The 14,477-nt window shown below is 53.2% G+C and carries 12 protein-coding genes; 10 read left to right on the forward strand and 2 right to left on the reverse strand.

Translation table 11 applies throughout. The annotated features are described in order from the left end of the window. Positions 1–47 precede the first annotated feature (47 nt). The gene (locus HY913_01100; protein ID MBI4961850.1) at positions 48–536 is read right to left on the reverse strand and encodes a DUF202 domain-containing protein; all 489 of its coding nucleotides are present in this window, start codon (positions 534–536) and stop codon (positions 48–50) included. Between the two features lie 268 nt (positions 537–804). Between HY913_01100 and HY913_01105 the strand changes: the two genes are divergently transcribed. The 8 genes from HY913_01105 to HY913_01140 all read left to right on the forward strand — a co-directional run bounded on the left by HY913_01105 (position 805) and on the right by HY913_01140 (position 9,107). Then, positions 805–1,857: an inorganic phosphate transporter gene (locus tag HY913_01105; GenBank protein ID MBI4961851.1), complete on the forward strand. Its 1,053-nt coding sequence runs from the start codon at positions 805–807 to the stop codon at positions 1,855–1,857. An 11-nt stretch (positions 1,858–1,868) separates the two neighbouring features. Further along, entirely contained in the window at positions 1,869–2,480 is a 612-nt protein-coding gene (locus HY913_01110) for a DUF47 family protein (GenBank protein MBI4961852.1), read from the forward strand. A gap of 663 nt (positions 2,481–3,143) precedes the next feature. Continuing rightward, positions 3,144–3,839, forward strand: a complete 696-nt coding sequence (locus HY913_01115; GenBank protein MBI4961853.1) for a hypothetical protein — start codon at positions 3,144–3,146, stop codon at positions 3,837–3,839. A gap of 44 nt (positions 3,840–3,883) precedes the next feature. Next, a complete protein-coding gene (locus tag HY913_01120) occupies positions 3,884–5,269 on the forward strand; it encodes a (Fe-S)-binding protein (GenBank protein ID MBI4961854.1) in 1,386 nt (461 codons plus the stop codon). Between the two features lie 69 nt (positions 5,270–5,338). Next, entirely contained in the window at positions 5,339–5,728 is a 390-nt protein-coding gene (locus tag HY913_01125; GenBank protein ID MBI4961855.1) for a response regulator, read from the forward strand. A gap of 74 nt (positions 5,729–5,802) precedes the next feature. Then, on the forward strand, positions 5,803–8,064 hold the full coding sequence (locus tag HY913_01130) for a PAS domain-containing protein (protein ID MBI4961856.1): 2,262 nt from the start codon (positions 5,803–5,805) through the stop codon (positions 8,062–8,064). A 68-nt stretch (positions 8,065–8,132) separates the two neighbouring features. Next, entirely contained in the window at positions 8,133–8,663 is a 531-nt protein-coding gene (locus HY913_01135) for a universal stress protein (GenBank protein MBI4961857.1), read from the forward strand. A 144-nt stretch (positions 8,664–8,807) separates the two neighbouring features. Next, positions 8,808–9,107, forward strand: a complete 300-nt coding sequence (locus HY913_01140; protein MBI4961858.1) for a hypothetical protein — start codon at positions 8,808–8,810, stop codon at positions 9,105–9,107. Positions 9,108–9,169: 62 nt separating this feature from the next. On the opposite strand, the gene HY913_01145 is transcribed toward HY913_01140, so the two are convergent. Further along, the gene (locus HY913_01145) at positions 9,170–11,086 is read right to left on the reverse strand and encodes a B12-binding domain-containing radical SAM protein (GenBank protein ID MBI4961859.1); all 1,917 of its coding nucleotides are present in this window, start codon (positions 11,084–11,086) and stop codon (positions 9,170–9,172) included. Between the two features lie 211 nt (positions 11,087–11,297). Here HY913_01145 and HY913_01150 point away from each other — a divergent pair, with 211 nt between their 5' ends. Together HY913_01150 and HY913_01155 are read left to right on the forward strand one after the other, a co-directional pair. Beyond that, positions 11,298–12,785, forward strand: a complete 1,488-nt coding sequence (locus tag HY913_01150) for a DUF2029 domain-containing protein (GenBank protein MBI4961860.1) — start codon at positions 11,298–11,300, stop codon at positions 12,783–12,785. Beyond that, the gene (locus tag HY913_01155) at positions 12,760–14,271 is read left to right on the forward strand and encodes a GNAT family N-acetyltransferase (protein ID MBI4961861.1); all 1,512 of its coding nucleotides are present in this window, start codon (positions 12,760–12,762) and stop codon (positions 14,269–14,271) included. The genes HY913_01150 and HY913_01155 overlap by 26 nt, the downstream gene beginning before the upstream one ends. Positions 14,272–14,477 lie beyond the last annotated feature (206 nt).

Below are 14,477 nucleotides of genomic sequence, written 5' to 3' on the forward strand. Positions count from 1 at the left end.
ACCCTGTCCCGGAGGGAGAAGGAGCCGTCTGCCGCTTTTTCGACATCTCACGGCAGCGTTGAGGACAGCCCTTCACTTAATTCAAATAGTCTCGGCACAGACAAAGCAGTGGCCATAATTATTATTACGATCACCGAGATTATCACAAGCACGTCCGGCAATATGGAGAATACAGCTTCTCCGCTGTTAATGTGCCGTCTAACTCTGAGGAAACGAACGCCGGAGATTAGCATGGCAAAACCGGCCAGAAAGAACGAGACCAGACTGAGATAGATAGCCAGCCCCGATCCCGCCAAGTGAGCGGGTTGACCGGAAAGCTGGAGCAAATGTTTCAGGAAAATATCAAATCTTTCAATAACAAACCCGAAGGCCAGAAGGGATATGCTGGTTCTCGACCACGCGAGAAAGGTCCTCTCATTTGCCATATGGCTTCGTTGCCATGCTAGAAAAACCCTGTCGTCCGCTGTTATGTCCGGTGGCCTCGGACATTCGCTTCGATCGCTGATTCCCTGAACCGTTTCCTCGGCGGAGTCCATTTTGCCTCCATGCGGTTGGACTTGACTTTCCTTGGACGGGTTGGACTTATCTTCCGAGCCTTCTTCGTGTCAACCAAAAATGCACGGCCGTACGGGATTTCCGACAGGATGGGCCGATGTTATTGTTTCTTTTCCAAATTATAGGATTCACATTCTAAATTGTGGTATGGTCCTCGCTCAAGCCCCCCGGACGTTGGCCCCCGGGGACAGGGGGCCGTCCGGCTTTACAGGGAAGTGTTCCTATCTGTTCGTTTTTCAGGGGTGACCGTTGGAAAATCTGCTCCTGTGCATTTCTGTCGGGCTGACATTGTCTTTCGCGTTCATAAACGGGTTTCATGACGGAGGCAACGTCATCGCTACAGCGGTCTGCTCCAGGTCCATCAGTCCTCACAAGGCGCTTTTTCTAGCCAGCATATCGGAATTTGTAGGCCCCCTGGTTCTCGGGACGGCCGTGGCCCACACCATGGCCGCTAACATTTTTAACCTGGAGCTTCTTGAAAAGCTGCCCTCTGTTCATCTTTTCACCATGATAATCGCGGCCATTAGCGGAGCAACCATCTGGAATCTTCTCACCTGGTTTTTGAGTTTGCCTTCGAGTAGCTCGCACGCCCTCATCGGCGGGCTTATCGGCGCCGGGCTGGTGGCGATGGGACGTTTCGGCATAGCTGCGGAAAGCATCATCAAGGGCGTGTTGGCGCCACTTCTCGTCGCTCCGCTCATTGGGGGCCTGGTGGGTATTTTCGTCTTTTCGGCCATCAGGGCTTTGTTTGCAAAGGCGCACCGGGGGGTCAGGCACCTCTTCGAGACGCTGCAAAAGCCTTGTATAATTGTTTTGGCAGGCGGCCACGCGTCCAATGATGCGCAAAAAGCCATGGGGATAATTGCTTTGCTGTTGGCGGGCGGCAGTGGTGAGCTTCGCGGCGAGCTGCACATTCCGCTGTGGGTGGTAATCAGTTGCGCTGCGGCTTTGGCCCTGGGGCTATCGACCGGCGGCTGGCGAATGGTAAAGACTGTGGGATACAATATTTGCCGCATGGAACCGGTCCACTCTTTCGCGTCTCAATTCACGGCCATGTCGGTTATTGGGATGGCTTCGGTACTCGGCGGGCCGGTCAGCACCACTCAGGTCGTGGCATCGTCGGTCATGGGTGTCGGCGCGTCCCGGCGACTTGGGACCGTACGCTGGTCTGAAGCGCGTAACATAGCTTACGCGTGGTTTCTCACAGTGCCGGCTTCAGCCTTTGCAGGAGCCGTTATGCTCGTGCTTCTCAGTCGAATTGTCGAAGGGAAGTGGGGGCTCCTGCATCCATTGGCAGACTAGAGGTAGGTATCGTGGCGTTTTGGAAAATATTCGGGGCCAAGAGAAACGTGGACTTCTTTGACCTCCTGCTGGCTCAGGCGGAGAAGACCCTTAGCGGATGCCAAGCCCTGGTCAAATTCCTGGAAGGGGAAGGCATGCCGGAAGAGGTCCGCCGGTTGGAACAGGAAGCGGACGATATCCGGCGGATTCTCATTGACGAACTCAACCAGACTTTTATCACGCCGATTGACCGCGAGGACATCTTCGCCTTGTCGCGCGCCGTCGATGACGTGATTGACCATGCTCAAAATACGGTGAAAGAGATGGAAGTCTTTGAGGTGGAGAGCAACGAGTTCCTCTGCCAAATGGCCGAACTACTGCAAAAAGGAGCGGAACATCTGGTCGCGGCGATTCGCCACCTCAAACAAAATCCAAACGTCGCGGTTGAACATGCGGTAAGGGCAAAGCGCATTGAGAACGAAATGAACGACACGTTTCTTGCTGCTTTGAAGCAATTGTTTTCCGGGGGCAATCCCCGCCTGATGTTCATTCTTCGAGAGATATACAGGCATTTCAATCGGAGTGCGGACCGGGTGGACGAAGCCGCGAACATAATCACCAACATTGTAGTTAAGATAGTCTAACATTCTTGATGATGGATTTCCTACCCTCCAATGTGCTCGGTCTCTCACCATTGCCTCTTTACGATGTGTAAATAAACCTGACACACTTCTGGTTCAATTCCGCTGGCGCCACGAATGGGATGTGCTTGGAACAGGTTTTGATTTCAATTTCATACCTATTTACAGTGGAATCTTTATTGATGGCATTATTTTTGCTTCTCAACGACTGGGCACCGGCAGTTGGCTGCCTGGAGGGCGCGAAGATTTTCCGGACGCTCCAGGAATAAAAGATTGATTCCAACTCCCATGGCGGCGAGCGCCACAACGAATTATGAAAACGCCTGTAGCGCCGGCATCTAGCCGGTTGCCTTCGAAGCGTTTTCACAGGGAATGCGTCATCAAGCGGGCAACGTTCCGAGAACAGGAATGGTGAGACAGATGTCTCGTCGGTCGAAGGAGGACGGACAATCCCGCGTTCCGCACGGGACTGTGACCATTGAGGGATCCTCGGTATCGGAAATGGCATTTGGCAACCAATATGGACGTGGACGCAGACCCGCGCATCCATGAGGAATCCTGCCATAGCGCCGGATTTGATTGCCCCGATGTTTTGTCTTAGCCAAACCGCATCACATTGCCCGGAAAGGGCGAAAGATAACCGCGACGAAGGGAGAGGAAAGAGTTATGCCGAACGAAGTGAGCCACGCGCTGTTGATATTGGAGGAACCTGTTCAATACGTGTGCTTGGCCTTTATGGCCTTGATGTACACTATTAAGATCTATCAGCTGCTGAAAAAACCCTTTCCAGCAGAAAGGGCGGAGCTTAAAGGTGATCGGGTCGCAGGAGCACTGCATTCTCTTACCAACGTGCTTCGCCCCTGGGACATGGAGAGCACCGAGAAGAACCTTTACTTTTATACAGAGTTCTTGATTTTTCACATCGCAGTCGCCCTCACCATCGGGTCGACCTTTCTTATTCCTTTGGTGCCATTTCTCATGACTCCTACTGTCACCGCGGTCTTCATGGTTTTCATGGGGCTTGCCTTCCTGATTGGGCTTCGCCGCATCTACAGGCGGCTCACAGTGCCGGAGATCAAGATTATCAGCAGCCCTGACGACTACTTCGCCATCATCCTCATGACGGTGTTCTTTGGGGTGGGAGTTGTGACCATGTGGTTGTGGATTCAGGGCAAACCTGAGACGGGCTGGATGTGGCTCTTCTTCCTGATGACCACATTTTTCCTCATTTATGTGCCCTTCAGCAAGATATCCCATTACGTGCTCTATCCCTTCGGCCGGGTCAATTTCGGCATGGTTTTCGGCGGGCGGGGGATTTTGAACAAGGGCAACGTGAATGCCACATGGAACCCCAAAGTCTGAAGCCGGTAATCAGGATTACGACAATATACGATGGAGGAAGATAGATGGCTGAAATACAAGAGAAACAGGCTGACCAACTGAAACCCGAGGCCCCTGAAAAGCTCGGCTCGCCCGAAGAGAGAGAGTGGCCCTTGAAACCCGAATTCACGCCGGAAATGCTGGCCGAGATGGAGAAGCTACTTCCCGCCAAGCTCAATCGCGTGGTGGCCGCGTCTCTTGCCGGGTGCATTCATTGCGGCATGTGCAGCGACGCTTGCCACTACAGTGTTTCCATCCCTGAAGACAAGACCCTGGTACCCGCGTACAAGGCGGACAGGTTTCGCAAATGGTACAAAAGCCGATACGACTGGATGGGGCGGATTTTCCCTTCTTTTGTGGGAGCTAAACCTCTGACCAAAGACCTGGCTGAGGATATGTTCGATAAGCTCTTCGGCGGTTGTACCATGTGTCGGCGCTGTACCTATAATTGCCCCATGGGTGTTGATTATGGAATGATGGTGCGGGCTGCTCGTGGTATAATGCAGCAAGTTGGGCGCTGTCCCGCGAACCTGCAGGAAACGGTGGACACCCATTACAATCACGGCAACAACATGGCCGTGCCGCAGGATGAGTTCATCGAGACCATAGAATGGATCGAAGAAGAACTGCAGGATGAGGACGGATGCCAGAATTTCACCATTCCTGTAGACAAGAAGGGAGCGCAATATTTCCTTACGCTTAATCCGCGTGAGCCGAAATATTATCCGCTCACCATTCAGGCCAGCGCCAAAGTACTGAATGCCGCAGGCGTGGATTTCACGATTTCTTCCCGTTACTGGGATCTTACAAATTATGCTCTGTTCAACGGCAACGACGCGGACGCCAAGCTGTTCGCCATGTGGCAGGCCGAGGATGTCAAAAGACTCGGTTGTGAATACCTGCTTTCCGGCGAATGCGGTCACGGGTACCGCGCACTTCGATGGGAATTGCCCACCTGGGTCGGCGGCGTTCCGTTTAAGATCACGAGCATGATGGAACTGATGGCCCAGTTGATTCTCGAGGGCAAGATCAAATGTGACAAATCCGTGTGGGAGGGGAAACGTTTCACCTACCATGACTCCTGTAATATCGCCCGATCCGGGGGGGTGTTGGAAGAGCCCAGGATCGTCATCAGGGCAGCAGTGGACGATTTCGTGGAAATGGAACATAATAAGGAGAGGAGCTTCTGCTGTGGTGGTGGGGGAGGAGCCCTGGCCATGTCCGAGTTCTCTCCGCGGCGAATCGCGGCCGGCAAGATCAAGGCCGACGAGATACGCGCTACCGGCGCCAATGTGGTGCTGCAGTCCTGCCATAATTGCACGGACCAACTTAAGGAAATCATCGACCATTGGCACATCGGCGCAAAGGTGATGAACCTTGCGGAACTTCTCGCGCCGGCGCTTGTTCTTTAGGGGAGTCATAAGGGTCGAGGTACGCTATAGTGTAGTTGGACGGTCAACAACAGCACAAGGAGGTTTACGATGCCCAAGAAGATTCTGGTGATTGATGACGAACCTGATATGGTCACCTTCCTTTGCACTCTGCTGGAGGACAATGGATACGAGACCGCAACGGCGATGGACGGGGAGGAAGGGCTTGCCAAGGTGAAATCCGACAGGCCTGACCTGGTTTCCCTCGATCTGCTCATGCCCAACAAGACAGGGATCAAGATGTTCCGCGAGATGAGGAAGGATGACGATACCAAAGACATCCCCGTCGTAATGGTCACCGGATTCGGCAAGGACGACGTTCCGAGTATGGACTTCAAGGAATGGATACAGAAGCGCGCGATCAGACCTCCTGAAGCATACATAGAAAAACCGGTCAATAAGGACGTTCTCCTTGCAGCTATCAAGAAAGCCATAGGATAAGAGCGCTCCTTGAGAAGACCCCCGAGCCTTGGGGGAGTCAATCACTCCCCCAAGACCCGACAGCGAAGCCCGACATGTTCCATGCCGCTATACGACTTTTCAGAAACTTCATTGGTAGCCTGAGATTCAAACTCAGTTTCTACGTGGGACTCGTCCTGTTTCTCACAGTCGTGGCCTTTACTTATCACAACATTGCCACTCAAGAAGAAAGCCTGGTCAATGCCAGGATCAAGAGCGCCCTGAAGGATTCCGAGGTGATAAAGGCCGCGATCTGGAACGGGATGATGACCAAAGACCGGGAAGTCATCAGGGAGATCGTAAAGGCTATCGGCAGGCAGGAAGGCTTCAAGGAAATCAACATTTACGACCGAAACGGCGTGCTCCATTATACCAGCAGGAACGATGCGGATTCTTCGGTGGGTCAGCCTTCAAAGGGGAATGAAGCGGCGAATCTCTTGCGCGAGTTGGAGACCGACGCGCAGGTGAGATACCAATTTCTCGACGAGGGCAGGCTTCTAACCGTGGTGAACCCGCTGTCCAACACAATGAGCTGCTCCACTGCGTCGTGCCATGCGCATCCGGAATCCCATAAGGTGCTCGGCGCTTTGGAAGTCAAGCTGCCTCTGGGAGGACTCCGCGCCCAGATTCTGGAAAATGCGCACAACACAGTCGTATTCGGCTTTCTCCTGTTCGTTTTTATTTCATCCATCATCGGGCTAGGAGTGATATTCCTGGTCAGTCATCCATTGCGACGACTGCAGAACAAAGCCAAGAAAATGGCCCGAGGGGAATACGTCCCGGATGCAACACCGAGGGGCCGGGATTCTATAGCCGAGCTTTCCCGATCATTTGACGAAATGAGCCGGCAAATTAACGAGCGCACCAGACAAGTCGAACAAAGCCGCCGCATGTATAAGGAGCTTTTTGAGAAAGTTCCGTGTTACTTGACGGTGGTAAGCCGTGATTACCGCATTGTGCGGGCTAATCAGGCCTTTCATGATGAGTTCGGAGATCAGGTGGGCAAGAACTGCTTTACGGGCTACAAGGGTTTTGATTCCAAGTGCGAGAACTGCCTGGTGGAGAAGACCTACCAAGACGGCCTGTCACATAGGTCCGAAGAGATATGGAACCTGGCCGGCAATGGAAAGAAGAAAATCTATGTGATTGTCAATACGGTTCCCATCATGGATGACGAAGGCAAAGTCGCCGAGGTGCTTGAAATGTCCGTGGATGTCACACGGCTTGAGAGGCTCCAGATCGAACTCAAGAAGAAAGAAGAACAGTTCAAAAACCTCTTCGACAACGTGCCCTGTTATCTGACAGTGGTTGACCGTAATTTCAGAGTGGCATTCTACAATAAAATGTTTGCTCAAGATTTCGGCGATAGTTGGGGCAAACACTGCTACGAGACATACAAACGACGAGACTCAAAATGCGAGAACTGCCCGGTGGAAAGGACCTTTGCAGACGGGGAGAGCCACAGCTCGGAAGAACTCTGGAATCTCGATGGTAAAGACGTCCACATTATCCTCCAGACTTCGCCCATTACCGACGAAACCGGAGAAACAGTAGCGGTAATGGAGATGTGTACAAACGTCACAGAATTAAAGCTCCTTCAAAATGAACTTACCATCCTAGGCGAGACAATCGCAGGGATGTCCCACGCGGTGAAAAATATACTTTCAGGCCTCGAAGGAGGAGTGTACGTTGTAGATTCGGGCATAAGGACTGGTAAAGAGGAGCGAATCCGTGTAGGATGGGATATGGTGAAGAAGAACGTGGCCAAGGTCTCGGAACTGGTCAAGGACATACTGTACGCGTCCAAAGAACGAGAGCCCGAGTACAAGGAATGTGATCCGGCCCAGGTTCTTTCCGAGGTGTTCGACCTCTATGAAGGGCAAGCACTCGCCAAGGGAATCGAACTCGTGAAAGACTTTGAACCGGAAATGGGTCTCGCCAGACTTGACCCCAACGGATTACACACCGTGTTGTCCAACCTGATCTCTAACGCAATTTGCGCATGCTCCGTGAGCCCGGTACAGGACACCCATCACATTATACTAAGTGGAAGAGTCGAAGCCCCGTGGCTGCATTTGCAGATTACCGACGACGGCTGCGGAATGTCGGACGAAATCAAGGACAATCTTTTCAAAAAGTTTTATTCCACGAAAGGTTCCAAAGGCACCGGCCTGGGACTCGTGGTGACAAGGAAAATCATCGAAGAGCACGGCGGCAAGATGAGAGTGGCCTCCAGGGTGGGTGAGGGGACCACTTTCTCAGTTGAAATTCCGCTAATGCCGACGCACCCCCAAAATGCATTGAAGAAAGCGATGTAACCATGCCCCAAGACGCTGCACAAGTAATCAGGCTTTCGGACTATCAGAAACGAAAAGCAGGAGGTATCATGAATGGAATAGGGCTGTGTGCCATATTTTCTCGCCAGGGAGATTGGGCCTTTGACTACGCTTTGTCCCTGGCACGACATTATCAAACGAAATTGAACGTTTTTCATTTCCTGGAGTCACCGTATACCCTTCGACGAGATGTGGTTTTCGTGGATGCGGATAAAAAGGAGACAGCGAAGGTCACTCCGGATCTCATCGCCAAAAAAGATAAAGAGATGCGCGAAATGTTCGACGAGCGCCTGGGCGATTACGTTGAAGTGGGATTCCGCCTCTGCGAAGGCAATGATGAGTGGGAATTGAGAAAGTGCTTCAAAAAGGGCGATTATGAAGTCCTTGTCATTGGATACAAGGCCAAAGGAGCGGATTTCGGAGGGACAACCACCATTGAAGCCTTTGCCGACAAATTTAAGGGCCCTGTGGTTTTGGTCGGTCCCGACGCACCCGACACCTTCTTCGTTAACGACCATGCCGAACAGCGAATAAACGACCTCATGATCCCGGAAGGGAAATGGAAGCGTATCGGCACATAGATTCGTCCGTAGCACGCGGTTGACCGCGGGGTGGCTCCTCACCGAGGGGCCCTCCGCCCCATCACTGTGTCAGGCTCACGCGGCCGCTTCCACACCCAATTCTGAGGGCTCGACAAGAAGCTCGCACCGAAAGGAACCAAGACTGTGGATTTTTCAACAAGGGAAGAGTTTGAACTTCACGTTCACAAATGCTTCGGCAAAATTTTCGACAACCTGATGAAGGTGGACGCTCTGGTCAAAGAGGGAGCGGAAAAGGAAGAAGCGGAAGGACAATTCGGTGTAATGAATGAACTGAGGGATTACATCGAGGATGTAATTCTGCACTGCCATTTGGCCTGGCAGTACCATCGTCTCTCCAGGATGGTACCTGGGCCTGTGAGTACCTGGGACAAGGTCGAGAATGACGGAGGAGAATCGGTATCGGCTTCTGTAGAAAAAAGCTAACGACGAAGTCCCACAACATCTGTTGACTCAAATGCCCGCCTGAGACCAAACATCTTGGACCTTCATTGGACCCTCCAGATTTTATTGAGAATCCTTTCCGGCCAGCCCGCGGCCGGGTCGAGTTTCCGGAACCGGTAGTCCCATATCTGCTGCAAAAGAGGATCTCTGAACAGAACTTCCTCCGGGTGATCCTCATGCGCCCCCTGGAGGACATTCAGCAGCCCTTCAACATCGCCGGCCAGGTCCGCCATTGGAGGTGAGACCAACAAGGGCGCGTCGGAACGCATCAGCCGAGCGTCATCCAGGGTTTTCCAGTCCCACACAACCGACGCCATGGAGCCTAGCCCGTTGGAGATCGAAGAACGTCGGCGATGATCACCAGGGTCCGGCAAAACCACGGTGAAATTCAGAGATACCACTTCGTCTTCGCCGTACAGGGGCGCATAAGACCGATTCACGAAGAGGCCCGGGTCGGCCGAAACTTCGAGCGCTTTTCGGAAAAAAGGCAAGTCAGGCGGTTCCGAGAACTCCAGTACAAGATGTAGGCACGCATGAGGATTCGCAAGAGCGAAGTCCCTGAGGAACTGGAGCATGGCTTTTTCCGTGCCTGTCGTTCGAACACCTCTGAACCAGAGCACGAAAGGGTCCGTAGCCTTTGAAATAACCTCTGGCGCAACGCGTGGCCAATCAGGCTCATTCTGGAGATCAACTATCCATTTGCTCACGTACGTTGTCTGATCCGGCCTGGAAATTAAGCCCGTTCCCCGATCCACCAAGGAAGGCGGGGGAATGTAGTCCAGTTCCATATCGAAAGTCTTCTCGCATTCCAGAAGCGCGGTCCGAAGCCGATGTTCGGGAAAAGTAGGAGTGGAACGAACGTAGTACGGGGGCCGGTGATCATACCTGATCCCAAGGCTGGAAGCCCGTGACTTGAAATCAGTTCCGGGTAGCATTGACAGGACAAAAGGATGGACCACGGAATATGCCCCCGTTTGTTTGAGCCACTTCAAAGTGGCGGAAAAGCCTTCGGGAGTATCTTTGGGAAGTCCGAGTATGATTCCCGTCGTGACCTCGATTCCCGCTTCCTTCAACAGCGTTACACCCCGCGCGACCTTTGCCGGTTCCTGCCTGCGGCCCGCCTCTCGGAGAGCTTCAAGATTAGTGGTCTGGAGGCCTATCTCGGCTGAAACCAGTCCTGCGTCCTTCAACAATCCCACGTCATCAGCAGTCAGTGAGTCTGCGCGCAGCTCCGTGTGAAGGGCCAGGTCCTTTTGACGCCTTCGCCCGGCCATGGATCTTAGCAATGTCCTGAATCCTTTTCTTGCGTTGAAAGTGGGGTCCATCAGGTAGATTTCGCGAACCGCTGAATCGCGGGAGTAGGCAAAGTCCAGCACATTCTCCACTGCCGGCCGCGGATGAAAACGCGTTTGCTGAAAAGCCTTATGGTAGTAGCAATAACGGCATTGAAACGGACAACCCCTGACTGTCTCGAGAAAAAGCGTACCATCTCTGGACGGCAAGATCCGACCGTCCAGGTAGGGGTACGGGCAGGATGAGAGGTCCCACGCGGGGGCCGGCCCAAGGTTGGCGCACACTTCACCTTGGTCTTTGAAAAAGACGCCCGGGATATGTTCCAGGGATTTCCCTTTGAGAAGCGCGTCCATCACCGCCGCGATTCTGGATTCGCCTTCTCCGAAAACTCCGACATCCACAGCGGGATGTCGCAGCACCCAGAGGTTGTCAGGGGTAACTTCGGGCCCACCGGCCAGAATGGTGGTTCCGGGGAAGCGCCTCTTGATGTCCGAGGCCAGAAACAGGCTCCTTTCCACATTCCAGACGTAGAGAGTCATAGCGATAACAAAAGGACGCCTTCGAGCAATCTCAAGGGCCAGCCCTCGATCACCGAGCACATCCGAGATCTGGGGTGACAGGACCTCGAAGTCCAGGTTCTTGAGGCCTGAGCTTGCCAGCGTGGACATGAGAAAGCCTGCTGCAAGCGGTATATTCGTGGTTGCCGTAGAAAAGGAAAATCGGGGTGGTGGCAGTTGTACAAACAGAAGTGTCTTCATTTTGTTAATTTATAACAACGTGACCCGGATCTGAATAGTTCAGTGGCGTCATCGAAATCACTTTCGGATCTGTCCCACAATTGATAAGAATGTACCCTCCAACAGGGAAGCGGGTCGTTACATGGTCAGTCTCAGATGGCTAAGCTCAGGCTTCTTCAGACAAGCCTCCTACGCGTCCTTCACGGCATGGGTTATGACCGGCTTGGCTTTGCTGGGTCTTCATGCGGCACTGGCCTGGTTATCCGGTGAATTTGAATACACGCGGCCACTAGCGGAAAAGCCGGTCCTGACCCTGGTCGCTCTCCAGCTCGCGGCAGGCCTGGTATTTCTCCTTGCAATATTCCGAAACAAGTTCACGCATCCTGAAGGGAAGAGGATCTTCACATGGATGATCGGGGTAGGAATTGCCCTTCGGGCCTTAACCATCTTCTCCACTCCCATGCTGGAAACCGATTTCTATCGGTACATGTGGGACGGGGCCGTGTTGGCCAATGGCATGAACCCTTATCAGTACTCGCCGAATCAGGCGGAACAAGCTGCGGACTCGGTTCCGGCTCCACTTGCCACACTGGCCGGGGAGTCTGACGAGGTCGTTCGCAGGATCAATCACGCGGACTTACGCACGATTTATCCGCCTGTCGCCCAGATATTTTTTTCAGTGGCCTACTTTGTCAAACCTTGGAGCTTATTTGCGTGGCGCTTCGTGTTGGCATTTTTCGACGCAGCTAATCTGATTCTTGTGCTGCTGGTTCTCAGGGACCTGAAGCTGTCCTGCGGTCTGGCTGCCATCTATTGGTGGAATCCTCTGGTGATAAGAGAGGTCTTCAACGCCGCTCACATGGACGTGATGGCTCTCCCATTGGTCATGCTCGCGGTGATGTTGGGAGCGAGAAACAGATACAACGCGGCTGGGCTTATCCTCGCTGGGGCTGTGGGCATAAAGCTTTGGCCGGTCGTGCTCCTTCCCGTGGTTTTATCACCTTTGCGGAACAATCCTCGTCGATTGGTTCCTGCTGTCTGCCTGTTTGCCGCCACTTGCTCGCTACTGCTCTTGCCCGTCTATTTTTCCGGTCTTGACCAAGGCTCGGGCTTCATAGCGTACGGTCAAACGTGGGAGATGAATGACGCCCTCTTCATGCTCTTGCTGTGGACCACCGAATTGTTCGGGCGAGTCTTGGCCTGGGACGAGGCTGTGATACAGTTAGTTGCCCGAGTGATTGCGGCAGCAGCAATTGTTTCATGGGCCGCATGGCTCTCCATCGGTACGCCAAGGGACCAGAGTGACTTGTGGGAGCTATCGCTACTCGCAGTAGCCGGTGTTTTCCTGCTAAGCCCGACCCAATTCCCCTGGTACTATCTGTGGATGGCTCCCCTGGTGGCAATACGGCCACGGGTTTCCCTGCTGCTTTTGAGCGCCCTTCTATCACTGTATTACTTGCGGTTCCACTTTAAGGCCACGGACAGCGTCGCGGTTTTTGATTATTACATTGTATGGTTAGAGTATATCCCGGTATGGTTAATGCTGTTGAGGGAAGGGCTGAAACCCCGAATCGCATGCCCCCTGCCGGGCCAGGAGAAGAGCGGTGGAAACAAGATGCGAATATTCTGAACTATCAATCCCCAATGATCCATCCTTTGTTTCGATTGCCGCCGCTTATGTTCGCTCTGTGGCTAAAAAGCTCGGATTCGACGAGACCGATCAACAGAAGATAGATGCGGCAGTGACCGAAGCCGTGAAAAACGTGATCCAGCATGCCTTCGAACCCAATGAGCGTCAGGCTTTCGAGATCTCCTGCGAAAGGGTCCCTGTGGGCCTCAAAGTCATCGTCAAAGAAAAAGGACTGCCCTTCGATCCTAAGGGCATAATGGAACCTGGCACCGCAACCGGCTCGGCCAAAGATCGCGGGAGCGGTATTGCGCTCATGAAGGACTTGATGGATGAAGTCTCGTTGCGCTATCTGGGGCCTGACGGCAAGGAAACCCACTTGGTGAAGTTCCTCAAGGGAAAGAACATCACGGACTATTTCGAGGCGTGCGAACTCGAACGGTTCAAGCCCCCGGTAATCGGCAAACAGCGAAGCAAGAAAAGGATGGCTTTCAATTTGCGATTGATGGAGCCGTCAGATGCGGTAGAGGTCTCCCGGGCGGCTTACAAAGCCTATGGATACTCGTATTTCTATCCCCACATGTACTTTCCTGAAAGGATGGTCGAGTTAAATCGGAGCGGCCGGATAGTATCGGCGGTGGCCGTGACCGAAGCCGGCGACCTGGCGGGACATTGCGCGATTTTCTGCGCTCCTGACAGTCCTTCCATAGCGGAAATGGGCCAGGCGGTCGTCAAACCTGAATTTCGCGGACAGGGGTGCCTGCGTAAGCTCGCAGAGTTTCTCGTTGAGCAGGCGAAGCACAGGGGACTGACCGGGCTATACGTACGCGCGGTGACCAGTCATACCTTTTCGCAGCGGGTTTCTTACCGATTGGGATTCCGCAACTGCGGGATTATGCTGGCTTACGCGCCTTCAAACGTATCCTTCAAGCAGATTGATGAAAAACTTACCCAGCGTGAAACGTTCACGGTGGAATATCAGTACCTGCGGACCCCTCCTCGTCCCACCCTGTACGTCCCACAGCGCCACAGGGCCTTTGTGGAGAAACTGTACCGCAACCTGGGGGCGGTTCCCGAAATGCTTGAGCCCAACTCGCAACAACGAGGCGCTTTGAAAACAAACCACGTCCTGGTCGAAAAATCCACCCTGTACGAGCCCAGTGGTTTTGCCGCGCTGCAAGTGCAAGAATATGGGAAGGATGTCGTCTCGGAGGTGAGGTCCCGTCTGAGAGAGTTATGCAGGAGACAATTCGACGTAATCACGCTTCACCTGAATCTGGGCGATCCGCTCACCTACGATATGGCTTCGCAATTTGAGGAGTTGGGATTCTTCTTTTCGTCTATTCTCCCGGGAGAGTCGGACTCCGATGCCCTTGTCCTGCAATACCTGAACAACGTGCCGCTCGACTATGATAGGATAAAATTGTACTCGAGAACGGGCCGCTCGGTCCTAGCCTACGTTAAGAAGCACGACCCCAACCGACTGTGACGTGAGACGGGAAATGCCCGAGGGAATTATACCATTTCGCTATTATTTTCGTAACATACGTGGTGTGAGTTGTCATTGCGAGGAGTGAAACGACGAAGCAATCTCAGCAGTGAGAGATTGCTTCGGGCTTAACGCCCTCGCAATGACAACTTTCGGCAATGTTATATCTTTTTTGGCGAAGTGGTATTACACAATGGATCATTGCC

The sequence above is a fragment of the Desulfomonile tiedjei genome (genome assembly GCA_016212925.1).
GTDB lineage: Bacteria > Desulfobacterota > Desulfomonilia > Desulfomonilales > Desulfomonilaceae > JACRDF01.